Annotated in this window: 22 protein-coding genes; 12 read left to right on the forward strand and 10 right to left on the reverse strand. The window is 65.1% G+C overall.

Annotation, left to right across the window (positions count from 1 at the left end; translation table 11 throughout):
- Window positions 1–4 precede the first annotated feature (4 nt).
- From FCT00_RS03150 to FCT00_RS03165, 4 genes are all read right to left on the reverse strand, one after another.
- Window positions 5–556 carry a F0F1 ATP synthase subunit B' gene (locus FCT00_RS03150; RefSeq protein ID WP_040885150.1) on the reverse strand — a complete coding sequence of 184 codons (552 nt, stop codon included), beginning with the start codon at window positions 554–556 and terminating at the stop codon, window positions 5–7.
- 80 nt (window positions 557–636) lie between these two features.
- Window positions 637–873 carry a F0F1 ATP synthase subunit C gene (locus FCT00_RS03155; protein WP_008334043.1) on the reverse strand — a complete coding sequence of 79 codons (237 nt, stop codon included), beginning with the start codon at window positions 871–873 and terminating at the stop codon, window positions 637–639.
- Window positions 874–947: 74 nt separating this feature from the next.
- On the reverse strand, window positions 948–1,709 hold the full coding sequence (locus FCT00_RS03160; RefSeq protein ID WP_008334041.1) for a F0F1 ATP synthase subunit A: 762 nt from the start codon (window positions 1,707–1,709) through the stop codon (window positions 948–950).
- Window positions 1,699–2,046 (reverse strand): AtpZ/AtpI family protein, encoded by a 348-nt coding sequence (locus tag FCT00_RS03165; protein WP_138421807.1) that lies wholly within the window; start codon window positions 2,044–2,046, stop codon window positions 1,699–1,701. Before FCT00_RS03165 ends, FCT00_RS03160 begins: the two co-directional genes overlap by 11 nt.
- 415 nt (window positions 2,047–2,461) lie before the next feature.
- Here FCT00_RS03165 and FCT00_RS03170 point away from each other — a divergent pair, with 415 nt between their 5' ends.
- The 4 genes from FCT00_RS03170 (at window position 2,462) to FCT00_RS03185 (ending at window position 5,120) form a co-directional block, all read left to right on the forward strand.
- The gene (locus FCT00_RS03170) at window positions 2,462–3,142 is read left to right on the forward strand and encodes a hypothetical protein (protein ID WP_138421808.1); all 681 of its coding nucleotides are present in this window, start codon (window positions 2,462–2,464) and stop codon (window positions 3,140–3,142) included.
- A 76-nt stretch (window positions 3,143–3,218) separates the two neighbouring features.
- Window positions 3,219–3,542: an ArsR/SmtB family transcription factor gene (locus FCT00_RS03175; protein WP_008334031.1), complete on the forward strand. Its 324-nt coding sequence runs from the start codon at window positions 3,219–3,221 to the stop codon at window positions 3,540–3,542.
- Between the two features lie 75 nt (window positions 3,543–3,617).
- On the forward strand, window positions 3,618–4,307 hold the full coding sequence (locus tag FCT00_RS03180) for a HupA family protein (protein WP_138421809.1): 690 nt from the start codon (window positions 3,618–3,620) through the stop codon (window positions 4,305–4,307).
- 108 nt (window positions 4,308–4,415) lie between these two features.
- Complete coding sequence (locus FCT00_RS03185; protein ID WP_138421810.1) at window positions 4,416–5,120, forward strand: hypothetical protein; 705 nt, start codon at window positions 4,416–4,418, stop codon at window positions 5,118–5,120.
- Window positions 5,121–5,123: 3 nt separating this feature from the next.
- Here the strand turns inward: FCT00_RS03185 and FCT00_RS03190 are convergent, their stop codons facing one another.
- On the reverse strand, window positions 5,124–5,693 hold the full coding sequence (locus FCT00_RS03190; RefSeq protein WP_138421811.1) for a DUF1285 domain-containing protein: 570 nt from the start codon (window positions 5,691–5,693) through the stop codon (window positions 5,124–5,126).
- A 286-nt stretch (window positions 5,694–5,979) separates the two neighbouring features.
- On the opposite strand from FCT00_RS03190, the gene FCT00_RS03195 reads away from it, so the two are divergent.
- The 4 genes from FCT00_RS03195 to FCT00_RS03210 are packed head-to-tail and all read left to right on the forward strand — an operon-like array spanning window position 5,980 to window position 12,708.
- Window positions 5,980–6,987: an AAA family ATPase gene (locus FCT00_RS03195; protein ID WP_138421812.1), complete on the forward strand. Its 1,008-nt coding sequence runs from the start codon at window positions 5,980–5,982 to the stop codon at window positions 6,985–6,987.
- Window positions 6,984–7,850 (forward strand): DUF58 domain-containing protein, encoded by an 867-nt coding sequence (locus FCT00_RS03200; protein ID WP_040885145.1) that lies wholly within the window; start codon window positions 6,984–6,986, stop codon window positions 7,848–7,850. The genes FCT00_RS03195 and FCT00_RS03200 overlap by 4 nt, the downstream gene beginning before the upstream one ends.
- Complete coding sequence (locus tag FCT00_RS03205) at window positions 7,850–10,642, forward strand: DUF4159 domain-containing protein (RefSeq protein WP_138421813.1); 2,793 nt, start codon at window positions 7,850–7,852, stop codon at window positions 10,640–10,642. Before FCT00_RS03200 ends, FCT00_RS03205 begins: the two co-directional genes overlap by 1 nt.
- Window positions 10,639–12,708, forward strand: coding sequence for a hypothetical protein (locus FCT00_RS03210; protein WP_138421814.1), 2,070 nt, complete (start codon window positions 10,639–10,641; stop codon window positions 12,706–12,708). The genes FCT00_RS03205 and FCT00_RS03210 overlap by 4 nt, the downstream gene beginning before the upstream one ends.
- Before the next feature lie 6 nt (window positions 12,709–12,714).
- Here the strand turns inward: FCT00_RS03210 and FCT00_RS03215 are convergent, their stop codons facing one another.
- On the reverse strand, window positions 12,715–13,569 hold the full coding sequence (locus FCT00_RS03215) for an urea carboxylase-associated family protein (RefSeq protein ID WP_138421815.1): 855 nt from the start codon (window positions 13,567–13,569) through the stop codon (window positions 12,715–12,717).
- Between the two features lie 217 nt (window positions 13,570–13,786).
- Here FCT00_RS03215 and FCT00_RS03220 point away from each other — a divergent pair, with 217 nt between their 5' ends.
- From FCT00_RS03220 to FCT00_RS03235, 4 genes are read left to right on the forward strand one after another with little or no spacing between them, the layout of a single operon-like run.
- Entirely contained in the window at window positions 13,787–15,301 is a 1,515-nt protein-coding gene (locus FCT00_RS03220; RefSeq protein ID WP_138421816.1) for a class I adenylate-forming enzyme family protein, read from the forward strand.
- A gap of 18 nt (window positions 15,302–15,319) precedes the next feature.
- The gene (locus FCT00_RS03225; protein ID WP_138421817.1) at window positions 15,320–17,416 is read left to right on the forward strand and encodes a 3-hydroxyacyl-CoA dehydrogenase NAD-binding domain-containing protein; all 2,097 of its coding nucleotides are present in this window, start codon (window positions 15,320–15,322) and stop codon (window positions 17,414–17,416) included.
- Between the two features lies 1 nt (window position 17,417).
- On the forward strand, window positions 17,418–18,605 hold the full coding sequence (locus FCT00_RS03230; protein WP_138421818.1) for an acyl-CoA dehydrogenase family protein: 1,188 nt from the start codon (window positions 17,418–17,420) through the stop codon (window positions 18,603–18,605).
- A gap of 1 nt (window position 18,606) precedes the next feature.
- Window positions 18,607–19,665 (forward strand): acyl-CoA dehydrogenase family protein, encoded by a 1,059-nt coding sequence (locus FCT00_RS03235; RefSeq protein ID WP_138421819.1) that lies wholly within the window; start codon window positions 18,607–18,609, stop codon window positions 19,663–19,665.
- A gap of 213 nt (window positions 19,666–19,878) precedes the next feature.
- On the opposite strand, the gene FCT00_RS03240 is transcribed toward FCT00_RS03235, so the two are convergent.
- From FCT00_RS03240 to FCT00_RS03255, 4 genes are read right to left on the reverse strand one after another with little or no spacing between them, the layout of a single operon-like run.
- Complete coding sequence (locus tag FCT00_RS03240) at window positions 19,879–20,283, reverse strand: PaaI family thioesterase (protein ID WP_138421820.1); 405 nt, start codon at window positions 20,281–20,283, stop codon at window positions 19,879–19,881.
- Window positions 20,280–21,098 carry an IclR family transcriptional regulator gene (locus tag FCT00_RS03245; protein ID WP_008334005.1) on the reverse strand — a complete coding sequence of 273 codons (819 nt, stop codon included), beginning with the start codon at window positions 21,096–21,098 and terminating at the stop codon, window positions 20,280–20,282. Before FCT00_RS03245 ends, FCT00_RS03240 begins: the two co-directional genes overlap by 4 nt.
- An 11-nt stretch (window positions 21,099–21,109) precedes the next feature.
- A complete protein-coding gene (locus FCT00_RS03250; protein WP_138421821.1) occupies window positions 21,110–21,892 on the reverse strand; it encodes an SDR family NAD(P)-dependent oxidoreductase in 783 nt (260 codons plus the stop codon).
- Complete coding sequence (locus FCT00_RS03255; protein ID WP_138421822.1) at window positions 21,885–22,907, reverse strand: phosphotransferase family protein; 1,023 nt, start codon at window positions 22,905–22,907, stop codon at window positions 21,885–21,887. Before FCT00_RS03255 ends, FCT00_RS03250 begins: the two co-directional genes overlap by 8 nt.
- Window positions 22,908–22,914: the final 7 nt, after the last annotated feature.

A 22,914-nucleotide genomic window follows, 5' to 3' on the forward strand; every position in this document is an offset into this window, starting at 1 on the left:
GGCCTTACCCCTTGATCCGTTCGGAAACCGCGGCGTCGACGGTCTTGGCATCTGCCGAAAAGCCCATCGCGGCGAGGATTTCCTTGGTCGTGTCCTTTGCCACCTCGGTCGCGCTTTCCAGCGCACCCGCACGGATTTCGGAGATGGCTTTCTCCGACTCGGCTGTCTTGGCTGCGATTTCCGCATCGGCCTTGGCCTGAGCGGCGTCGAGGTCCGACTGGATTTCGGCCTTGGCGTCGGCGACGATCTTGTTCGCCTCGGCACGGGCGTCGGCCAGTGCTTTCTTGTACGCCTCTTCGGCGTCAACGGCCTTCTGCTTCAGCTCTTCGGCTGCGGCGAGGTCGTTGGTGATCGTGCCCTGACGTTCCGCCAGAACCCCCGCGATGCGCGGCAGCGCGATCTTGGAGAGCACGAAGAAGATGATGACGAGCGCGACGACGAGCCAGAAGATCTGGTTCCCGAAGGTCGAGAACTCGAGCTGCGGCATACCAGCACCGCTGGCCTCGGCTGCGCCATGCGCCGCGTCGGCTACGCCGTTTTCTGTTTCAGTTGCCATCGTGTCCTCCTGGAACCCTGAATACTTCGGTGGGATCGGCTAGTGCCGACCCCACCGGTCGTAAGGATGGTTCGGCAGGATCAGACGGCGAACATCAGCAGAAGCGCGACGAGGAACGAGAAGATCCCCAGAGCTTCCGCGAAGGCGATGCCGATGAAGAGCGTGGCGGTCTGGCCGCCGGCAGCCGACGGGTTGCGCAGAGCGCCGGCGAGGAAGTTACCAGCCACGTGGCCCACGCCGATGGCGGCAGCGCCCGAACCGATGCCAGCAAGACCAGCGCCGATGAATTGACCGAGTTGTGCGATATCGCCTTCCATGATGTTTCTCCTTACGATGGAATTCGAGTTGATATTCTTGGGTTAAGCGGGCCTGAGCCCCCGTTGTCCTTGGATTAGTGCGACGGGTGCAGCGCGTCGTGCAGGTAGACGCAGGTCAGGATCGTGAAGACGTAGGCCTGAACACCGGCCACGAGCACTTCGAGCCCGTAGATGGCGGTGATCGACACCACGGCGAAGGGCGAGATGGCCGCGACGGCGGCGAAGCCCGCGAACACTTTCATGACGGCGTGGCCGGCCATGATGTTGCCGCCCAGACGAATGGAGTGGCTGACGGGGCGCACGAAGTACGAGATCAGCTCGATGATCGCGAGGATCGGGCGCAGGGCGAGCGGCGCCGACGAGACCCAGAAGAGACCCAGGAACTTGGCGCCGTTCTTGACGAAACCGACGATGGTCACGGTCAGGAACACGGCCAGCGCGAGCACGGCGGTCACCGCGATGTGCGAGGTGGTCGCGAAGGACATCGGCAGAAGGCCAAGGTAGTTCGCGAACAGGATGAACATGAACAGGGTCATGATGTAGGGGAAGAACTTGACCGCATCCTTGCCAGCCACATCCTCGACCATCTTGTAGGTGAAGCCGTAAAGGATTTCGCCGATCGACTGGGTGCGGGTCGGCACGATGGCCCGGCCGCGCGAGCCGAAGACGAACAGGGCGACGATGGCGATGACGGCCAGCGCCATCCAGAGGGTCACGTTGGTGATCGTGTACCAATGAACCGCATCACCCGCCTCACCGAACAGCGGTTTAACGATGAACTGGTCCAGCGGGTGGAATACCAGGCCGCCTTCCTCACCATGTGCTTCAGTCGCCACGAGCGTCTTCCTTACCATCTGCGGCCTTGGCCGCTTGTTTTTCCCCAAGCTCCCGGGCCGAGTTCAGCATCGTCTTGATGCCGGCTGCCAGCCCGAGCAGCGTGAATATGACGAGGAACAGGGGCAGAGTGCCGAACAGGTAATCCAACCCGTATCCCATCCCGAAACCGATCCCCAGACCGGCCACCAATTCGATCACCATGCGCCAGGCGAGGTTCGCTATCGCATAGTCCTTCTTCTGGTGGGGGCTATCCTCGGCCTTCGGCTTTCGCGATGCGATCCGGTCCTCGAGCGCCTTCAGGCGGTCTTTCGGAAGATCGTCCAGCGGGTTCGCCAAGTCGGATTTGCCCCCTTCGAAGAGTTGCCGGATTGCTAATCCGTGGGACGTGAGGAGTCAACGCCGGAACGGTTCGCGGGAAATGGAGTTAAGCATCTGTAATGGTTGACTTTTTCCAATATCGAGAATCCGAAATGGCGCGCGCGTCCCCGCGCAGGCGGACCGTTTGGTGCGTCCGGGCATATTCAACCTTTTGGTTGATCGTGCTCGACCGCAACCGATCAAGACGGTCCCGGCCCGCAACCGGATGGGCTTCAGGCCAATCGGCATTTCGTAGCTGCGCCGCTCAGGATACTCACTCGAAATCGACCCACTTGTACGAAATTGTCCAATAAAATTAAATAGTTGCTTACTTTCAAGACGCCTAGTATCGGTACTGGCTCCGACCTGACGTCGGAACCAGAAGGGGAAAATAATGAAATTCGGAAAATACGGTGCCCTCATAGGGCCCATCATCCTGCTCGCCGGGTGTCAGATGTCGTCGGATGCCGCCGGTCTGCGTGATGCAAGGCTCGATGCCTACTATGCTGCGTCCGAAGCGACGGAGGGCGCGCTCTACGCGGACGCAACTTACGACATGCCGGTTTCGGGGACGGCGACATACGAGGGTCAGGCCACGATCGCGGTCGGCAATCAGGCGACCACGAGACAGGATCTATTCGCGGGGACATCGACCTATGAAGCGCGGTTCACCGGGTACGAGGCCGACATTGACGGCAAGCTCCAGAACTTCGTGGTTCGCGAGGATCTGAGCGTTCAGGAACTGGAGCAGGTGCTGAACGCATACGCCAGCGCCGATACGACGGCGGAACAGGAACGCGCGTTGAAGAGCATTATGCAGAACGCATCGGTCGTCGACGGCGAAGTTATCCTGACCGCGCGCGGCGAATACGACCCATCTTTCTTGACGTTCGCGACCGACGGCACTTTGACGAGCGGAACGCGCGTGACCGATCTGTCAGGCCAGACGAGCGGCGCTTTCATGGGCGACGGTGCCGAATACCTGGCGGTCTATGGGAGTTCTGACGACGGCTTGAGCTTCGACCAGGGCGGTCAGGATCGGTTCGGTATCCTTTTGTCGCTGTCCCGAAAGTGATCCCACGGGTGGGCGGGGAACACCCCCGCCCGCCAAGTGCATTGACCAAAGCCGCCGCGCGACCTACGCCCATAACGTGAATGACAAGCTCGACCTCACCTTCGCCGCGCTGGCCGATCCCACGCGACGGGCGATCCTGACCATGCTCCTCGAGGACGACATGGCGGTGACGGACGTGGCCGAACCCTTCGACATGTCGCTGGCCGCGATTTCCAAGCACCTGCGAATCCTGACCGCCGCTGGCCTCATCAGTCAGGAAAAACTCGGGCGGGTCACGTGGTGCAAGCTGGAACCCGGTGCGCTGAAGGCGGCGAGCGTCTGGATGCAGGGGTTCGGACAGTTCGAGCCGGTGAACCTCGACGATTTCGAGCGGTTTCTGGAAGCCACGCTCAAGGACTGATGGCGCATGCAGGCTCGGCGCTTGATCGGGCAGCATTGATACGCCACCCTCAGAACGATTGTTGAGGGTTTGTCCATGAGTTCATTTCGGTTGCTCCTGTCGATGGCGGTGTTGACCATCCTGACCGGATGCATGGGGTCCAGACACGCAGATGTCTGGGTCGACGCCCAACGCGCCTACTTCTACGCAACGGTCGATCAGCAAGTGGCCAATGTCCCCGCCTCCGGCACGGCACGGTATGAAGGGATCGCCGAAGTCAGTGCGGTCGATCCGAACCGAAACACGAAAGACCTTTACGTCGGGCTTGCGACCTACAACGCCGCGTTCTCATCCACGGGAGGGCGCATTTCAGGGGAAGTGTCCGGTTTTCTCGTGCTGGAAAACCTCGGGGTTTACGAAGACCCGGTCGACAGCAACGTCTCGTGCGGCGGGTATTGCGTCGACACAGAGGCCGCACGCGCAAGGATCACTGCGGCCTTGCGGCCTGCGAAAGCGGTCTCAGGCCAGATCACCTTGGCCGAAACACCCGTGCAGAACGGTGTTTTCTTCGCGAGCGCCTCGGGATCGGTCGAACATGGCGCGGGCGGCGAGACGACCTTTGACGGGGTCTTGCAGGGCAACATCCTTGGAAACTCAGGCGAAGTGGTCGCGGTGAACGACACGCATGGCCGCACGCTCGATCCGAGTATCGGGAGTCTGTTCAGCGCGACGAGGAACGGCGAAACCCTGATCGGGTGGTTCGAGAGCATCGCGGTCGCCCGCTGACCCGAACCATCTTCACCCCAAGAGCGTGTTCGCGGATGCAGAGTATTTCTGGCCGCATCGCGGGTTCTGTGCATCAATGTAATGATTAGGACACTTAGGGGATTCGTTATGCGTTACTTGACGACTTTCAGGTCGTATCTGGTCTGGCCTGTTTCCGCGTTGTCCCTGTGTGGATGCACCATCGCGTCGACGACGGGCGTCGGCAACGACGAAGGATGGATCGAAGCCTTTGCCTTCGCCTACACCGCCGCGATTCTGGCGACCGACGAATCCGACCAGACCGCGACTTTGCCCACCAGCGGGACGGCCACCTACACGGGTGGGATGTACCTCGACATGACCCGACCGGGCGCGACGGACCACGACCTGATGCTCGCCTCGATGACGCTGGAAGCCGCGTTCTCGGCGTCGAGCGGCACCATTTCCGGGCGGGTGGAGAACGCGGGGCGCATCCCGGTCTACGACCCGAAATTCGCGGGGTTCGAGTCGCTTCTGACCGACCGCGCGTTAACGCCCGAACAGGCGAAGACCACCGCCGTCGAAGCGACGAATGCCGACGCATTGGCGATATTGACCGGCGCGCTGGAGATCGCCGAGACGACGATCACCGATCAGCACATCAACACGCGGCTTTCGGGCAACCTGACCGGCGACGATACCGACATCGACATCGACGCCCCGATCTATGGCTTCCTGACCGGCGCGGACGCCGACGGCGTGAGGATCACGGGCACGAATTTCGGGAACATCGAGATGACCCTGAACGGTGACAAGATCGACGCTTACCTGAACGGATACGCCAAGCGGGACTAAGGCTCAGGGAAGTTCCGCGCTTGGAATGATCGGGAAGAACGCGCCTTGCGAACGCAGGCCGAACCAGCTTTCGCCCTCGTGGTCGGCATGTTCCCCGATCTCGACGAGCCGGTAGAAGCTCTTGCGGTCGATCAGGGCTTCAAGGTTGCGGCGGATGTTGACGTAGGGCGACGGCTCGCCGGTTTCCGGGTCGCGGACCACGCGGATCGGGTGGTCGGGGCCTGCCAGCACCTCATCCTCGACGTTGGTGACGAAACGCAGCGCGTCGCCCTCGCGCGCGAAATCGACCGCCACGAAGGGCGCGTCATCGACGGTGATCCCGACCTTTTCGACCGGCGTCACGAGGAAATAGTCGTCCCCGTCCTTGCGAAGGATAGACGAGAACAGCTTCACCAGCTCATGCCGACCGATGGGCGTGCCAAGGTAGAACCATGTCCCGTCCCGCGCGATGCGCATATCCAGATCGCCGCAGAATTCGGGGTTCCACTTGTCCACGGGCGGCAAGCCGCCCTTGGCTGCCTTTTTCGCGGACGAGGCGAGGCTTTCGGCGCTGATTCCGACTTGTCCGGTCATCGTGGTCTTTGTCATCCGTACACCTTGGTTGTTTGGCCTTCCCAACACGTATCATCCGGCCCGCGTTCCGTGAACCACGGCAAGCGGGTGCCGGATTCCCGCCATGCTCTGCCCGCCCGCACGGGCAGTCGGCGTTCTATTCCGGCACGCGAACAGCGAGAATCCGCCTCGATTTTCCGCAAGGGCCGCCGACACGGTGCCGTGAACGGCTTTTGTCATAACTGTCATTTGCTTCCCCCCGGTCCTTGCCCTTTACTGATCCCGACGAACAGATCGGAGACGTGTCATGGACGAAGCAGAAGACCTCGTGGCAGATATCGAGGCGCTCGGGGGCCGGCTGGCCGAGGCGCGCAGCATGGTGGCCAAGCGGATCATCGGACAGGACACCGTGGTCGAACAGGTCATGGCGGCGATGCTGGCCGGGGGTCACGCGCTTCTGATCGGTCTGCCGGGTCTGGGCAAGACACGGCTGGTGGAAACGCTGTCGACCGTCATGGGTCTGTCGGGTGGGCGCATCCAGTTCACGCCCGACCTGATGCCCGCCGACATCCTCGGCTCCGAGGTTCTGGAAGAGGGCGCCGACGGCACCCGTTCGTTCCGGTTCATTCAGGGTCCGGTGTTCTGCCAGCTCCTGCTGGCCGACGAGATCAACCGGGCGTCGCCGCGCACGCAGTCGGCGCTGCTTCAGGCGATGCAGGAACGCGCGGTGACGGTCGCGGGCCACGAACACGCGCTCGACAAGCCGTTTCACGTGCTGGCGACCCAGAACCCGCTGGAGCAGGAAGGCACCTATCCGCTGCCCGAAGCGCAGCTCGACCGCTTTCTCTTGCAGGTGGATGTCGAATACCCGGACCGCGATGCCGAGCGTGACATCATTCTGGCCACGACCGGCGCGGACGAGGAACAGGCGAGCGCCGTGTTCAACACCGACGACCTGATCGCCGCGCAGCGCCTGCTCCGCCGGATGCCGGTGGGCGAGAACATCGTCGAAATGATCCTCGACCTCGTGCGGGCCTGCCGCCCTGACGACACGTCCGCCCCCGACACGGTGCGCGAATCCGTCGCCTGGGGCCCCGGCCCCCGTGCCGCGCAGGCGCTGATGCTGCTGACCCGTGCACGTGCGCTGATGGACGGGCGGCTCGCCCCCGGCCCCGACGACGTGCGCGCACTGGCCCGCCCGGTGCTCATTCACCGGATGGCGCTGACCTACGCGGCGCGTGCCCGTGGCGAATCTTTGGGCGGGATCATCGATGGTGTGGTCGGAAGCCTGAGCCTGTCCGAGGCCGCCGCTTGACCCTTCCCCTGCGCCCAAGGGCCGAGGCGCTTGCCGCGCCGCTCCCCCCCCTGCTCGCCGAGGCCAGCCAACTGGCCCGGGGTGTCGTGCTGGGGGAACACGGGCGGCGCCGACCCGGCATGGGCGATGCCTTCTGGCAATACCGCACGGCTCAACCCGGCGACCCCGCCAGGTCGATCGACTGGCGCCGCTCGGCCCGGTCCGACGTCCATTTCGTCGCCGAAAAAGAATGGCAGGCGGCGCAATCCGTCGTCTTCTGGGTCGATCGCGGCCAGTCGATGCAGTTCTCGTCGGAAAAGAACCTTGTCACCAAGGCCGACCGCGCCGCGCTCCTGTCGCTCGCGGCCGCCGTGCTGCTGGTGCAGGCGGGTGAACGCGTGGGGCTGACCGATATGGGCATCCGCCCGATGCGCGGCGAGGTCCAGCTTGGCCGCGTGGCCGAACGTCTGGCGGACAAGACCCCGCAGGATTACGGCGTGCCGGACGTGTCGATCCTGCCGCGCCATTCGCGGGCCGTCTTCATCTCGGATTTCATGGCGGACCCCGGCCCGGTGGAAGAGGCGCTGGCGACCGCCGCCGACCGGGGTGTGCAAGGCGTTCTGCTTCAGGTGCTCGACCCCTCGGAAGAGGCGTTTCCCTTCGACGGGCGCACCGTGTTTCATTCGATGGGCAACACGCTTGAATTCGAAACGCGCAAAGCCGGTGAATTGCGGGATCGCTATCTGGCCCGGCTGGCACGGCGCAAGGAACGGCTGACCGCGATGGCGGGACTGACCGGATGGCGGTTTCACACGCATCACACCAATGACAGCCCCGCCTCGGCGCTGCTTTGGATGTATCAGGCGCTGGAGGGCCGCGCCTGATGTTCACGCTCGGTCCCATCGGTTTCGTGACCCCATGGCTGCTGATCGCGCTGGCCGCCCTGCCGATCCTCTGGATCATCCTGCGCGCGATCCCCCCCGCACCGATCCGCCGTGCCTTTCCGGGTGTCGCGCTTCTGCTGGGTCTCGAGGACGAGGACAGCGAGGCCGACCGAACCCCTTGGTGGCTTCTCCTTCTGCGGATGCTGGCCGTCGCCGCGATGATCTTCGGCTTTTCCGGCCCGATCCTGAACCCGGAGCCGGTCGAGACCGGCTCAGGCCCGCTGGTCGTGCTGGTCGATGACAGCTACGCCGCCGCGCCCGACTGGCGCCCGCGGCTCGAGGCTGCGGATCGGCGGTTGGAGGCGGCGGCATCGACCGGGCGCCGCGTGGCCGTGGTGGCGCTGAACGACCTCCCACCCGAAGGCGGCCTGCCCCTGCGCTCGGCCGCCGACGCGCAAGCCCGGCTCGACGGCCTTCTGCCGAAAGCGTGGCCCGTCGATCATGCGCCCGCGCTCGATTGGCTGGACACGGTGGACGAGGGGTTCGACACGCTTTGGCTGTCCGACGGATTGGCGGGCGACTCCCGCGCCGCCTTGGCCCGCGAGCTTCAGTCGCGCGGTGCGCTGACGGTGTCGGAGCCGCCTGCCCCGCGTATCGGTCTGCAACCGGCTCGGATCGCGGACGGCTTAGTGCGTCTGTCGGCCACCCGTTCCACGTCCGATGCCGCGCAAAGCATAGAGGTGACCGGCCAAGGCCCCGATCCGGCTGGCATCGAACGCGAACTGGCCCGCGCCACGCTTACCTTCGAACAGGGTGCGACCGAAGCGGTGACCGAGATTTCCCTGCCCCCCGAACTGCGCAACCGGATCGCCCGGTTCGAGGTCGAGGGGGTGCGCAGCGCCGGAACCGTGACGCTGGCCGACGACACCCTGCGCCGCCGCAAGGTCGCGCTGATCGGCGGCGACAGCGAAGAGGGGCTGGAACTGCTTTCACCGCTTCACTACCTGCGCGAAGCGCTCGTGCCGACCGCGGATGTGCTGGAGGGCGCGCTGTCCGACCTGATCGCCGCCAGCCCCGATGTGGTCGTCCTTGCCGATGTCGCGGCGCTTGCGCCCAGTGACAAGGACGCGCTGGAGGAATGGGTGGCCGAGGGCGGCCTGCTGCTGCGCTTCGCCGGACCACGGCTTGCCGCTGCCGACACGGGCCGCGCGGAGGAAGATCCGCTTCTCCCCGTGCGTCTTCGTGTGGGCGGGCGCGAAGTGGGCGGCGCGATGAGCTGGGGTGAACCCCGCACGCTGGCCCCGTTCCCCGAGGACAGCCCGTTCTACGGTCTCGCGATCCCCGATGACATCGAAGTCACCAGTCAGGTTCTGGCCGAACCCGGCCCCCTGCTGGCCGAGCGCACCATCGCGGAACTGGTCGATGGCACCCCGCTCGTCACCCGCAAGACGCTGGCCGATGGTCAGGTCGTACTGATCCACGTGTCGGCCAATGCCGAATGGTCGTCGCTTCCGCTGTCGGGCCTGTTCGTTCAGATGCTCGAACGCCTCGCGGTTTCGACCCGGACCGGCACGCCCGACGCGGGCGAATTGGAGGGCACGACATGGGTGCCCGAGACCCTGCTCGACGGCTTCGGCGCGCTCGACGACGCGGGCGAGCGGCCCGGCGTGCCGGGCGAGGAACTGACACAGGGCGTCGGCCCCGACCTGCCGCCGGGCCTTTATGCCGACGAGGATCGCCGCGTCGCCGTCAACGTGATCGATGAAGACACCGTGCTGCGCCCCGCCGCTTGGCCCGCGGGCGTCGTCCCCGAATGGCAGGGCGAGCGCGAAGAAACCGATCTGTCCGGCTGGCTTCTCCTGCTGGCGCTGGCGGCGCTGGCCATCGACGTGATCGCCTCGCTGTTCCTCACGGGTCGTCTGAGCGGCAAGCGCGGCAAGGCGGCGGCGACCGCCGCGGTGATCGGGGTCGCCCTGATGATCGCGCCGCAATACGCCCGCGCACAGGACGAGGCCGAGGCGACCCCCATCGACGAAGCGGCACTGGTCGCGGCCGCCGGCGAGGTCACTCTTGCCTATGTGCGCACGGGCAACGCCCAACTCGACCGCGTATCCGAGGCCGGGCTTCTGGGCCTCGGCCAACAGCTTTTCGCCCGCACCTCCGTCGAACCCGTCGCCCCGGTCGGGATCGACATCGAGACCGACGAACTCGCGGTCTATCCCCTGCTCTACTGGCCGGTCGAGGAAACCCAGCCCGCGCCCTCGTCCGAAGCCTATGCCAAGCTCAACGCCTATCTGCGCGGTGGCGGCATGATCGTGTTCGACACGCGTGACGGGGACGTGGCCGGGTTCGGCTCAGGCGCGACGGCCGAAGGGACACGGCTGAGATCGCTGGCCCGCCCGCTCGACATTCCGCCGCTGGAGCCGATCCCGAACGATCACGTGCTGACGCGCACCTTCTACCTGCTCGCCGATTTCCCGGGCCGCTATTTCGGTCAGTCGGTCTGGGTCGAAAGCTCGCCGCCCGACGCCGAACGGGCCGAGGGCATGCCGTTTCGCAACCTCAACGACGGGGTGACGCCGGTTCTGATCGGCGGCAACGACTGGGCGTCGGCCTGGGCGGTGAACGAGAACGGATCGCCGATGTTTCCGGTGGGCCGGGGCTTTGCAGGCGAGCGGCAGCGCGAGATGGCTTATCGCTTCGGCGTGAACCTCGTGATGCATGTGCTCACCGGCAACTACAAGTCGGATCAGGTCCACGTGCCTGCCCTGCTGGAAAGGCTCGGCCAATGAACGCCTCGTCCGTTATCTTCGACCCGGCCTTCGACTGGCCGGTCCTCTGGATCGCCGGCGGGATCGTCGCCGCGATCCTGATCTTCGCCATCTGGCGCGGGCTCAAGGGCTGGGCACTCAGGATGCTGGGCGCGGCGGCGCTTCTGCTCGCGCTCGCGGGGCCGTCGCTTCAGATGGAAGAACGCGCGCCCGAGGGTGACATCATGCTCGCCATCGTGGACGAAAGCGCCTCGCAGGGCCTGTCGGACCGCGCGGAGCAAACCGAGGCGGCGCTGGACGCGCTCACCGCCCGCGTTGCGGCGACGGAAGGTCTGGAACTGCGCATCACGCGGATGAGCGACGGCGAGGACAATCGCGGCTCTCTCCTCATGACCACCTTGGCCGAGGCGCTGGCCGAAGTGCCGCGCGACCGCGTCGCCGGGATGGTCCTGATCTCGGACGGCCGCCTGCACGATCTCGAAGCCGCGCCCGATCTGCCCGCCCCGCTGCATCTGCTCAGGACCGGCCGGGAAGAGGACTGGGACCGGCGGCTGGTGGTCACCAACGCCCCGGCGTTCGGCATTCTGGACGAGGAGCAGCAGATCGGGCTGCGCATCGACGACATGGGGGACGCGGACGAAAGCGGACTGGTCGACCTGTCGATCTCGATCGACGGCGGCGAGCCGGAAGTGGTTCAGGTGCCCACGGGCCGCGAGCTGACCGTGCCGATCACGCTGACCCACGGCGGCCAGAACGTGATCCAGTTCACCACGCCCACGCTCGACGGCGAGCTGACAGACCGCAACAACACCGCCGTCGTCACCATGAACGGCGTGCGCGATCGCCTGCGGGTCCTGCTCGTTAGTGGCGAGCCGCATCCCGGCACGCGCACGTGGCGCAACCTTCTGAAGTCGGATTCGGCGGTGGACCTCGTCCACTTCACCATCCTGCGCCCGCCCGAAAAGCAGGACGAGGTGCCGGTTTCGGAACTGTCGCTCATCGCCTTCCCGACGCAGGAACTGTTCATGGAGAAGATCGACGAGTTCGACCTCATCATCTTCGACCGCTACAAACTACGCGGCATCCTACCCGCCAGCTACCTCCTGTCGGTGCGCAACTATATCGAACAGGGCGGCGCCGTTCTCGTCGCGGCTGGCCCAGACCTCGCCTCAGCCCAGAGCCTCGCGCGCTCACCTCTCGGGCAGGTGCTCCCCGGCGAACCCACCGCGCGGGTGGTCGAGGAAGGTTTCTCACCCCAGATCTCCGAGTTGGGTCAACGCCACCCCGTGACGCGCGGGCTCGAAGATTTCGCGCCCGAGGGCGGCTGGGGCCGCTGGATGCGCCTTGTCGAACTCGAAGAAACCGCTGGCATGACCGTCATGCAGGGCGCGGGCGACCGTCCGCTCCTCACACTGGACCGCGTGGGCGAAGGTCGCGTCGCGCTCCTCGCCTCCGACCACGCGTGGCTTTGGGATCGCGGCTTCGAGGGCGGCGGGCCGCAACTGGAATTGCTGCGCCGCCTCGCCCACTGGATGATGAAGGAACCGGAATTGGAGGAAGAGGCGCTGACCGCGGAAGCCACCGGCAATCAGGTCACGATCACCCGCCGCACCATGAGCGAGGGCGCAAGATCCGTCACCGTCACCCGCCCGGACGGGACCGAGGAAGAGGTGCAGATGGAAGAGGTCGCGCCCGGTCTCTACCGCTCGGAATTCGCCTCGGCCCAGATCGGTCTGTTCCGGCTCGAAGAGGGCGACCAGACATCGGTCGTCGCGGTCGGCCCCGCTTCGCCCAAGGAATTCGAGGAAACCATCGCCAGCGGTGACCCCCTCGCCCCGATCATGGGCGCGATGCGTGGCGGGACGGCCGCCATCGAAGAAGGCAATCCGCAGCTTCGGTCGGTCAACGCGGGCCGCGCCGCCATCGGTCGCGGCTGGATCGGCTACACCCCGCGCGGGGCATACGTGGTCGAAAACCTGCGCGTCATGCCGCTCGCGCCCCCGTGGCTCATGCTGCTGATCGCGGCCGGCCTCGCCGTTGCCGCTTGGTTGTGGGAAGGCCGCGCACGGACCCGAAAAACCGCCTGATCCGGTTCAGCGCCCGTGACTGCGGTCGTAGCCGTTTAGTGCGGGCGGCGTCCAACCGCCCAGCGCGGCCTCGGGCGTGAAGACTTCGACCAGCAGCGGATGGCAGGCAGCAGTGTCCGACGAGTGCTCGGACGAACAATCGCCGCCGGGACAGGCCGACAGGGCGCCGAGAAGGTCGATCTCGGCGAAAAACTCCAGATAATCGCCGGGGCGCACGGGCGAGGCCTTCATGAAATACTGCCCCGTGTCGCGCGTGAAGCCGGTGCACATGAACACGTTCAGCACGTCATGCACATGCGGCTCGGCCTCGGCCGGACAGACCCCAAGGTGATCCGCCAGCGCCCGCGTCAGGTTGGAATGGCAACAGTGGTGATACTGTCCGCCCGACAGCAGATTGTTGGTGTAAGGATCGCAGCGCGTGCCGATCACGTCGTGGACCGAACCGCCGAAGCTGTCGATCCCATACCAGCCGAGCGTATCTTCGGTGATGGTCGCGATCGGCCGCATGCCCGGAAAGCTCGACCACATCCGCTCGCCCGCCGTCAGATGCGTGCCATGAAGGGCGCGGGTCTTGCCGGAGTAGAATCGCTCCGACAAATCCTGCGCGTTCCACAGGTTCAGGTCACCGACCTGCGGCCCCTCGACGCTCGAAATCCGGAAGAACGACCCAGCCGGGACGGTGAAGGTCGCAGCGTCACGGGGCGGGACGAGCACCTCGCCCACCTTCCGCGCCGTCCGCCGCGCCGCCCGATAGAGCGCAAGATCGGGCGCAGGTAGCGTGTCGGTCGGATAACAGATCACCGGCGCGATCGCGCGGCGCTTTTCTGCGTCTTCGGGCGGTGTCGTGGGGATCGTCGTCATGGGCGGGACTATAACGGTTAAGGCGATCCGCGCCAGATCGTGCAGCCTGATCGGCGGCGGACAGGACCAGACTTGACCGCGGCGCAATGGGGCGTGAATAATCGACCATCTGGTCGGCCATTATTCCGCAATGCAAACGGTCGTTTCACAATATTGACCTGCTCGCTTTGCTGGACTACGGTCCGAATACGGGCCGCCAGAGCCCGAGGGAGGATCAATGGATCGCATTCACGAACTGACCCGCGGGCAGTCGCCCGACGCCCTTGCAATCGTCGACCATGACGGGGCGCACTACAGCTTCGGGGATGTCGAAGCCATGGCCGATACCATGGCCGGGATGCTCAAAGCCGCAGGGGTCGAGCGCGGCGACCGGCTGATGATCGTTTCGGAAAACTGCGCCACCTATGCCATCGCGATTCTCGCGGCGAGCCGCCTCGGTGCCTGGGTCATGCCCGTGAACGCCCGCATGTCCGACGATGAACTGGACGCCCTGCGCAACCACGCAGGCGCCCGCTTCGCGATCTTCACGCCCGAGGCATCTGTGCCGTCCGCAGCCCATGCCGACCGACTTGGCGCGACGTCGCGCGGCACCCTGTCTTGCGGCGACGTTCTGGTGGCTGGCCCCCTGCCCGGCGAAAACACCGCGCCCGAACCCGAGACCGGGACACCGCGCGATGCCGTCGCGGCTCTGATTTACACGACCGGGACCACATCTGCCCCCAAGGGGGTCATGCTCACCCATGGGAACCTGATCTGGAACGCGGAAATATCGGCGCGCCTGCGTGGGATGGCCCCCGGCGATCTGGTGGTCGGCGTTTTGCCCGGCACGCATATCTTCGGCTTCGCCTCGGTCTTCCTCGCCTCGCTTGCCGGGGGCAGCGCGATCCGGTTCCTGCCGCGCTTCTCGGCGCCCGCAATCCTCGACGCCTTCGCCGAAGGCGGCAGCGTCATGCCCGCCGTGCCGCAGATGTATCAGGCGATCCTCGCCGAACTCGCAAAGCGTGGCACACCGCCCGACGCCCCGAACCTGCGCTACATCTCATCCGGCGGGGCGCCGCTGGACCCCGAGTGGAAGGAAAAGATCGAAGCGACCTTCGGCCTGCATCTCCAGAACGGCTATGGCCTGACCGAAACCTCTCCCGGCGTGTCGGGCACTCGGCGCGACACCCCGCGCGACGACACGTCCTGCGGCCAGATCCTCGACGGTGTGGAATGCATCATCGACGAGCCGGATGACGAGGGGATCGGAGAGCTTCTGATCCGTGGCCCCAACATCATGAAGGGCTACTACCGAAACCCCGAAGCGACGCGGGCCGCCATTCGCGAGGACGGGTTCTTCCGGTCCGGGGATTTCGCGAAGATCGACCCGGACGGAACGCTTTGGATCATGGGCCGCAAGAAGGAACTCATCATTCGGTCGGGCTTCAACATCTACCCGCCGGAAGTCGAAGCGATGCTCACACGCCATCCCGACGTCTACCAGACCGCCGTCGTCGGGCGTCGCGTATCCGGCAACGAAGAGGTGCTGGCGTTCGTCACCGCGAAGCCCGGCGTGTCGGAAGCGGATCTCAAGGCCTTTCTTCACGAGCACCTCGTGCCCTACAAGGTGCCCCAGCATATCTTCATCATCGAACAGTTCCCGGCGGCAGCGACCGGGAAGATTCTGAAACACAAACTGACCGAGACTTTCGCCCACCTGCTCGACGAGCGGGATGCGGCGGTCGCGACCTGACAGAGGACAGAGCCACCCATGAGTGAGACCACCAAGATCAACGACGTCATGACCCTCGAACGTGTGGGCAAGGTCGGGCTGATCTGCATCGACAACCCGCCCGTCAACGCCTCGGGCCAAGCCGTGCGACAGGGGCTGGTCGACGCGGTCGCCGCCGCCAACGCGGACGCCGGGATCGAGGTCATCGCAATCTACGCCGCAGGACGCACCTTCGTCGCAGGTGCCGACATCAAGGAGTTCGGGAAGACGCCGCTGGAGCCGTCGCTGCCCGACACGATCAACGCGATCGAGGCGAGCGAAAAACCCGTGATCTCTGCCCCGCACGGCACCGCGCTTGGCGGTGGTCTGGAAATCTGCATGGGCACCCACGCGCGCGTGGGGGTCAAGGGGCTGCGCGTCGGTCTGCCCGAGGTGGACCTTGGCCTGTTGCCCGGCGCGTCCGGCACCCAGCGCGGGCCGCGCCTGATGGGGATGAAGAACACGCTCGACATGGCCCTGTCCGGGCGGCAGGTCTCGGGCGAAGAGGCGTTGTCGATGGGCCTGATCGACGGGCTCGAGGCGGGCGCGCCGCGCGACGTGGCGCTCGCCGCCGCCGAAGACGTGCTCGCGGGCAAGCTCAAGACCCGCCGCACCAGCGACCTTGGCGTCGAACTGGACGAAGCCGCGCTGGACGATGCGGCCAAGATGGTCGCGAAGAAGATGAAGCACCACCCGACCGCGCCGAACATGATCGAAGCCGTCAGGATGTCGACCGGCCCGATGGCCGACGGCATGGCCTATGAGCGCAAGAGTTTCATGGAAGGGCTGAAAGACCCCGCGTCGCAGGGGATGCGCCACGCCTTCTTCGCCGAACGCGCCGTGTCGAAGATCCCCGAAGGCAAGGCGACGCCGCGCGAGATCGCAAAGATCGGCGTCATCGGCGGCGGCACGATGGGGTCCGGCATCGCCACGGCGGCCCTGACCTCGGGCTTCGCGGTGCGCCTGATCGAGATTTCGCAGGAGGGGCTCGACAAGGGCGTCGGCTTCATCACAGGAAACCTCGACGGTGCCGTGAAACGCGGCAAGATGAGCGAGGCCAAGCGCGACGACGCGATAGCGCGGCTTGAACCGTCGACCGACATGGAATCGCTATCCGACGTCGACCTCGTGATCGAGGCGGTGTTCGAGAATATGGACGTGAAGAAGGACATCTTCGGTCAGCTCGACAAGATCTGCAAACCGGGGGCCATTCTGGCGTCGAACACGTCCTATCTGGACATCAACGAAATCGCCTCGGCCACGTCCCGGCCCGCAGATGTGATCGGCCTTCACTTCTTCTCGCCCGCGAACCTCATGCGCCTGCTCGAAGTCGTGGTCGCCGACAAGACCGCGCCGGAAGTGGTCGCCACCGGCTTTGCGCTGGCCAAGAAGATGAAGAAGGTCGGCGTGCGCGCCGGCGTCTGCGACGGCTTCATCGGCAACCGCATCCTCGCCTATTACGGCAAGACCGCCGGATACCTGATGGAGGATGGTGCGAGCCCACAGCAGATCGACAACGCGCTTGAGGATTTCGGTTTCGCGATGGGGCCTTACAAGGTCGGCGACCTCGCAGGCCTCGACATCGGCTGGGCCAACCGCAAACGCATGTCGGCAACACGCCCGAACGACGAACGCTACGTGCGCATCCACGACAAGATCTGCGAAGAGGGCATGTTTGGCCGCAAGACCGGATCGGGGTTCTACATCTACGACGACGAGGGCATCCGCCCGAACCCCCGTGCGCTGGAAATCATCGACGCGGAACAGGCGGCCAAAGGCATCACGCCCAAGCCGTTCACCGACGAAGAGATCGTCGAGCGCTACATGACCGCCATGATCTCCGAAGCCGCGCGCGTGGTCGAAGAGGGGATCGCGCTGCGGCCCATCGACGTGGATGCGGTGTTCCTGTTCGGCTACGGCTTCCCGCGCTTCCGCGGCGGCCCGCTTCACTATGCGGACACCATCGGCGCGAAAGAACTCGTCGCGCGGATTGAACGCTATGCCGAGGATGATGCGTATTACTGGAAAGTGCCCGCGATCCTGCGGCGTATGGCCGAGGACGGGACGACCTTTGCCGATCTGAACAAGGAGGGGTGAGATGGACCTGAGCTTCACCAAGGAAGAGGAGGCGTTCCGCGATGAGGTGCGCACGTTCCTTGCCGACAACCTGCCCGACGACCTTGCCGAAAAGGTGCGGATCGGCGGAGAGCTGGAAAAACACGACATGGAACGCTGGCACGCGATCCTGAACGACAAGGGCTGGCTCGCCTATGGCTGGCCGGTCGAATTCGGTGGCACCGGCTGGTCGCCCGTGGAGAAGCACATTTTCGAGGAAGAGGCCGCGCGCGCCAACGCGCCGCGCATCGTGCCCTTCGGCCTCGCCATGCTGGGGCCGGTTCTTCAGAAATTCGGATCGAAAGAACAGCAGGACCACTATCTGCCCCGCATCCTCGACGGGACCGACTGGTGGTGTCAGGGCTATTCCGAACCGGGCGCCGGATCGGACCTTGCCTCGCTCAAGACCCGCGCGGTGCGCGATGGTGACGAATACGTCATCAACGGGCAAAAGACATGGACCACGCTCGGCCAGCACGCCGACTGGATCTTCTGCCTCGTGCGCACCAAGACCGACGGCAAGCCGCAGGAGGGGATCAGCTTCATCCTCGTCGACCTCGCCACGCCGGGGATCGAGATGCGCCCGATCAAGCTGATCGAAGGCGGCCACGAGGTGAACGAAGTGTTCTTCACCGACGTCCGCGTGCCTGCCGCGAACCTCGTGGGCGAAGAGAACATGGGCTGGACCATCGCCAAGTTCCTGCTGGGTCACGAGCGCACCAACATCGCGGGTGTCGGGTTCAGCATGAAGGCGCTGGAAGAGGTCAAGGCGCTCGCGCGCCGGACCAAGCGGAACGGCAAGCCGCTGATCGAGAACCCGCTTTTCGCCGCCCGGATCGCGGATGTCGATATCGAGCTTGAGGCGATGAAGATCACCAACCTTCGGATGCTCTACACCGCACAGACGCAGGGCGCGCCTGGGCCGGAAACCTCGATCCTCAAGATCAAGGGAACCGTGATCCGTCAGGCGTTGAACGACCTCAGCCGCCGCGCGCTGGGTCCGGCCGCGGCCCCCTTCCCGTCCGAGGCGATGTTCGGCAACGCCGCCCTCGTCGAAGCGGGCGACGTGAACAACGCCGCCGACTATTTCAACAACCGCAAACTGTCGATTTTCGGGGGGTCGAACGAGATCCAGCGAAACATCCTGACCAAAGCGATGCTGGAGCTCTGACATGGACTTTTCCCTGACCGAAGACCGCCGGATGCTATCGGACTCGCTGAACCGCTTCATTTCGGACAAATACGGCTACGACCACCGCGTGAAAGTGGCCTACGACTTGCCGTTCCACGACACCGCGCTCTGGGCCGAGATGTGCGAGTTGGGCGTGCTCTACGCCCTCGCGCCCGAGGATGCGGGCGGGTTCGGCGGCGCTGGCTTCGACATCACGACGGTGTTCGAGGCGCTCGGGCGCGGCATTTGCCCCGCCCCGGTTCTCGGTTCGCTCTTGGCCTCGAAACTGCTGACCGCCGCCGGGGCCGACCAGTCGGCGCTCCTCGACGGTTCGGTGCGCTACGCGGTCGCCATCGGCGAACTCGACGCGCCCTACGACCTCGACGCGATCGAGACCGAGGCGAAGGACGGCAAGCTGACGGGCCGCAAGGCCGTGGTCTATGGCGGCGCTGATGCCAAGGTGTTCCTCGTCGCGGCCAGATCCGGTGGCACCCTCGCGGTCTATGAGGTCAAGGCCTCGGACGCGCAGGTCACGGGCTACGCCTTGATCGATGGCGGCGGCGCGGCGGAACTGTTCCTCGACGCCACGCCGGGGACGGAAGTGCTCGCCGATGCCACCGCCGCGCTCGAAGACGCGCTGGACGCAGGTCGCCTCGCCCTGTGCGCCGAGGCTGTCGGCGCGATGGATGCGACCAACGAAATCCTGCTCGACTATCTGCGCACGCGAAAGCAGTTCGGCGTGGCCATCGGCAAGTTTCAGGCCCTGCAACACCGGGCCGTGGACCTTGTGACCGAGATCGAACAGGCCCGGTCCATCACCATCCTCGCCGCGAGCAAGATGGGCACCGAGGAGCAGGCGAAGTTCGTCGCAATGGCCAAGACTCTGATCGGCCGGGCGGCGCGGCTGGTGGCCGAGGAAGCGATCCAGATGCATGGCGGCATCGCTATGACCTGGGAGGCCGCGGTCAGCCACTATGCCAAACGGCTCGTCATGATCGACGCGCAACTGGGTGATGTGGACTACCACCTCGAACGTGTGATCGCGACCTACGCGGCCTGATCGGGCGGGTTGATCTTGCGAATTCCAATGCGGGGCCATCGCCCCGCATTAACTTTTTCACGGCGCCGGGCGACGCGGAAAATCAAGCAAGCCACTGATTTTATGATATATTCAAAGGCATTGAGAGCCGCCTAGGATACTAGAATCCTAGTATTCTGGTATTGCGAACAGGCACCGATCACGGCCCCATGCACACCCGGCAAACTCCAAATGTCAGGTAGAGCGATACCGGAAAACGCCCGTCCCGGTCGCGACCGTCACCCCGGTGTCATCGGTGATCGACGCTTCGGCGAAGACACTCTTGCGCCCCCCGCCCGTCCGCCGACCCTCGGCGATCAGGACCGTGCCCTTGGGCTGCGCCAGGTAATTCACGTTCAGGGAAAGGGTCATCGCCAGCCGCCGCGTTTCCGGGTCGCCCGTGTAGCAGGCAGCGAACCCCATGACCGTGTCGATCAGGGTCGCGTAGACGCCGCCATGCGGAATGCCATAACGGTTGCCCAGCTTGTCGGTGATCGGCAGCCTGAATCGGGCATAGTCCTCGGACCAGTCCTCGATCTCGAACCCCAGAAGCTTCTGGAATTCATACGGGTCTTCGATGAGCGACGGGTCGAGGCTCACGCCGCCGGTTTCCCCGGTGCCCCCGACGACAGGTTATGCGCCGCGCGCTTCACCCGCTCGGCATAGTGTTCAAGCAGTTGATCCGGCTCGACGAAGAACGACGGCCCCCCGACGTTCAACCCATAGATCCGGTCGCCGTTCAGGGAAAACACCGGCACCGCCAGCCCGTTCACATCTTTGCGCCACTCCCCGAAGCCGGTGCAAAGCCCGTGCTCTTCATAGTCGCGCAGGCCCTTTTCGACCGATGAGATGATCCGCTCCCGCTCGTCGGGCAGTTGCGCGAGCCCCTGATCCACCAGTGCGGTTCGCTGTTTCTCCGTCATGCCGACAAGGATAGCGCGACCTATGGCCGAGTAGAACAGAGGCAGCCGCGCACCGACGTTGATCGTCAGGGCAATCGCCTCTTTCGACCGATGAACGGTCGTATAAACCGCGCGCATCCGGTGCTGTTCGGCCAGCGCCGAGGTGATGTGCGGGTTCGGCCCCTCATCGCACAGGGCGGCCAGTTCCTCCCGGGCGCGGTCGGTCATCTCGATAGACGACAGCACTCCGAAGCCCAAGGCCAGAACCCCCGCGCCAAGGCGGTAGGTGCCGGTGCGTTCGGAATAGACGAGATAGTCGAGCTTGCGCAGCGTATGCGTCAGACGTGAAATCGTCGGTTTCGGCAGGCCCGTGCGCTGCGCGATTTCCTGATTGGTCAGGTTCGTTTCATAGGGCCGGAAGCATCTGAGCACGTCGAGACCCCGCGCAAGCGCGGTCACGAACTTGCGGTCACCATCCGCGTCGATGTCGTCGATCAGATCGTCCTTACCCATGACAGTCCCCTTTATACAGCGGTCAGGCCCCCATCAATCGAAATGGATTGGCCTGTCATGAACGTGTTCGCGTCCGAGACGATCCAGAGCATCGCCTGCACCACCTCCATTGGGTCCGCCACCCGGCGCATCGGAACACGGCTGGCGATCATGCCGTACGCATCGTCCCGGCTGACGCCGTGGCGTTCGCCCATCGCATCGCCCATCGCCTCGACCATCGGGGTGGACGCGAAGCTGGGGCAGATCGCGTTCACGCGAATGCCCTTGCGCGCGACCTCGTCGGCGGCGGCCTTGGTCATGCCGATCACCGCGTGCTTCGATGCGGCATAGGCCGAAAGCTGCCCCGACCCGACCAGCCCCGCAGCCGAGGCGGTGTTCAGGATCGACCCCGCCCCCTGCTTCAGCATCACCGGCAACTGATGTCGCATCCCGATAAAGACGCCCTTCGCGTTGATCTCCATGATCTGATCGTAGGTGTCGAGCGGTATGTCCGGCAGCCGCGCCAGCCCGCCCCCGATCCCGGCATTGTTCAGTGCGATGTCGAGCCGTCCGAAGCGGTCCACGCCCTTTTCGATATGCGCCCGCATCGCAGCGTCGTCGGACACCGACAGCGCGTCGGCAACCACCTCGGCCCCGAGGCTTTCGAGATTGCGCGCGACCTCGTCCAGCCCGTCGCCATTGATGTCGGACAGCATCAGCTTTGCGCCCGCCCGCGCGAACTCCGTCGCCGCCATCGCGCCGAAACCCGAAGCCGCGCCGGTGATTTGCACCACTTTTCCGTCGAATTCAGCCATGCGCCGCCTTCAGCCCCCCTGCCGCGAATTGTGGAACCGCCTTGCCCAGCCGCATTGCGCGTTCCGGGTTCGACGCATTGCCGTCGAGCGCCCGTTTATAGACGCCCTGAATGATCGCCCCCATGCGGAAGAACGCGAAGGCGAGGTAGAAGTTCATGCCCGCAATCCCCGGCAGCCCACGCCGCTGGCAATACATCGCAAGAAACTCCTCGTCGGTCGGGATACCCAGCGCCGCCCGGTCCACGCCAGCCAGCCCCCGCCCCTCGGCCCCCGGCGGCATCTGCCACTGCATGAGGAGCGAGGCGAGATCGGCATAAGGATGCCCGATGGTCGATAGCTCCCAGTCCAGCACGGCGGCGCAGCGCGGCCCGTCCGTCTCGAACAGCATGTTGTCGATGCGGTAGTCGCCATGCACCAGCCGCCGCTGATCGTCTTCGGGTATGTTCGTCGGAAGCCAGTCGATCAGCGCATCCATGTCCGCGATGCTTTCGGTCTTGGAAGCGCGATACTGCTTGGTCCAGCGCCCGATCTGGCGCTCGAAGTAGTTCCCCGGCGGGCCATAGTCCGACAGACCAACGGCCTCGATATCGACCTCGTGGATCGCGGCGAGCACGCGGCACATTTCGGCATAGATCGCCGCGCGTTCCTCGTTCGACACGTCCGGGATGCGCGGGTCGTCGATGTTGCGGCCCGCGACCGCCTCCATCACGTAGAAATCCGAGCCGATCACGTCGGGGTCTTCGCAAAGGACATGCATCTTGGCGACCGGCACGTCCGTATCCGCCAGCGCCGACTGCACCCGAAACTCGCGATCTACCGCATGGGCCGATTTCAGAAGCTGCCCGGGCGGCTTTCGCCGCAGAACATACGGACCCGTAGGGGTGTCGAGCCGGAAGGTCGGGTTCGACTGGCCGACGTTGAACTTCTCGGCCGTGATCGGCCCCTGAAAGCCGTCCATATTGGCTTCCAGCCACTTGGCGACGGCGTCGGTGTCGAGCTGCTGGGTGTCGGTCATGGCTCCC

The sequence above is a fragment of the Maritimibacter alexandrii genome (assembly GCF_005871115.1).
GTDB lineage: Bacteria > Pseudomonadota > Alphaproteobacteria > Rhodobacterales > Rhodobacteraceae > Maritimibacter > Maritimibacter alkaliphilus.

Bases quoted from the DNA above. Each gene is read 5' to 3' on its own strand.
- FCT00_RS03230 (WP_138421818.1), top strand. From the start codon at position 17,418: ATGGACCTGAGCTTCACCAAGGAAGAGGAGGCGTTCCGCGATGAGGTG.
- FCT00_RS03170 (WP_138421808.1), top strand. From the start codon at position 2,462: ATGAAATTCGGAAAATACGGTGCCCTCATAGGGCCCATCATCCTGCTC.
- FCT00_RS03245 (WP_008334005.1), bottom strand. From the start codon at position 21,098: ATGGGTAAGGACGATCTGATCGACGACATCGACGCGGATGGTGACCGC.
- FCT00_RS03215 (WP_138421815.1), bottom strand. From the start codon at position 13,569: ATGACGACGATCCCCACGACACCGCCCGAAGACGCAGAAAAGCGCCGC.
- FCT00_RS03155 (WP_008334043.1), bottom strand. From the start codon at position 873: ATGGAAGGCGATATCGCACAACTCGGTCAATTCATCGGCGCTGGTCTT.
- FCT00_RS03180 (WP_138421809.1), top strand. From the start codon at position 3,618: ATGAGTTCATTTCGGTTGCTCCTGTCGATGGCGGTGTTGACCATCCTG.
- FCT00_RS03150 (WP_040885150.1), bottom strand. From the start codon at position 556: ATGGCAACTGAAACAGAAAACGGCGTAGCCGACGCGGCGCATGGCGCA.
- FCT00_RS03220 (WP_138421816.1), top strand. From the start codon at position 13,787: ATGGATCGCATTCACGAACTGACCCGCGGGCAGTCGCCCGACGCCCTT.
- FCT00_RS03210 (WP_138421814.1), top strand. From the start codon at position 10,639: ATGAACGCCTCGTCCGTTATCTTCGACCCGGCCTTCGACTGGCCGGTC.
- FCT00_RS03250 (WP_138421821.1), bottom strand. From the start codon at position 21,892: ATGGCTGAATTCGACGGAAAAGTGGTGCAAATCACCGGCGCGGCTTCG.
- FCT00_RS03190 (WP_138421811.1), bottom strand. From the start codon at position 5,693: ATGACCGGACAAGTCGGAATCAGCGCCGAAAGCCTCGCCTCGTCCGCG.
- FCT00_RS03235 (WP_138421819.1), top strand. From the start codon at position 18,607: ATGGACTTTTCCCTGACCGAAGACCGCCGGATGCTATCGGACTCGCTG.
- FCT00_RS03225 (WP_138421817.1), top strand. From the start codon at position 15,320: ATGAGTGAGACCACCAAGATCAACGACGTCATGACCCTCGAACGTGTG.
- FCT00_RS03255 (WP_138421822.1), bottom strand. From the start codon at position 22,907: ATGACCGACACCCAGCAGCTCGACACCGACGCCGTCGCCAAGTGGCTG.
- FCT00_RS03185 (WP_138421810.1), top strand. From the start codon at position 4,416: ATGCGTTACTTGACGACTTTCAGGTCGTATCTGGTCTGGCCTGTTTCC.
- FCT00_RS03195 (WP_138421812.1), top strand. From the start codon at position 5,980: ATGGACGAAGCAGAAGACCTCGTGGCAGATATCGAGGCGCTCGGGGGC.
- FCT00_RS03205 (WP_138421813.1), top strand. From the start codon at position 7,850: ATGTTCACGCTCGGTCCCATCGGTTTCGTGACCCCATGGCTGCTGATC.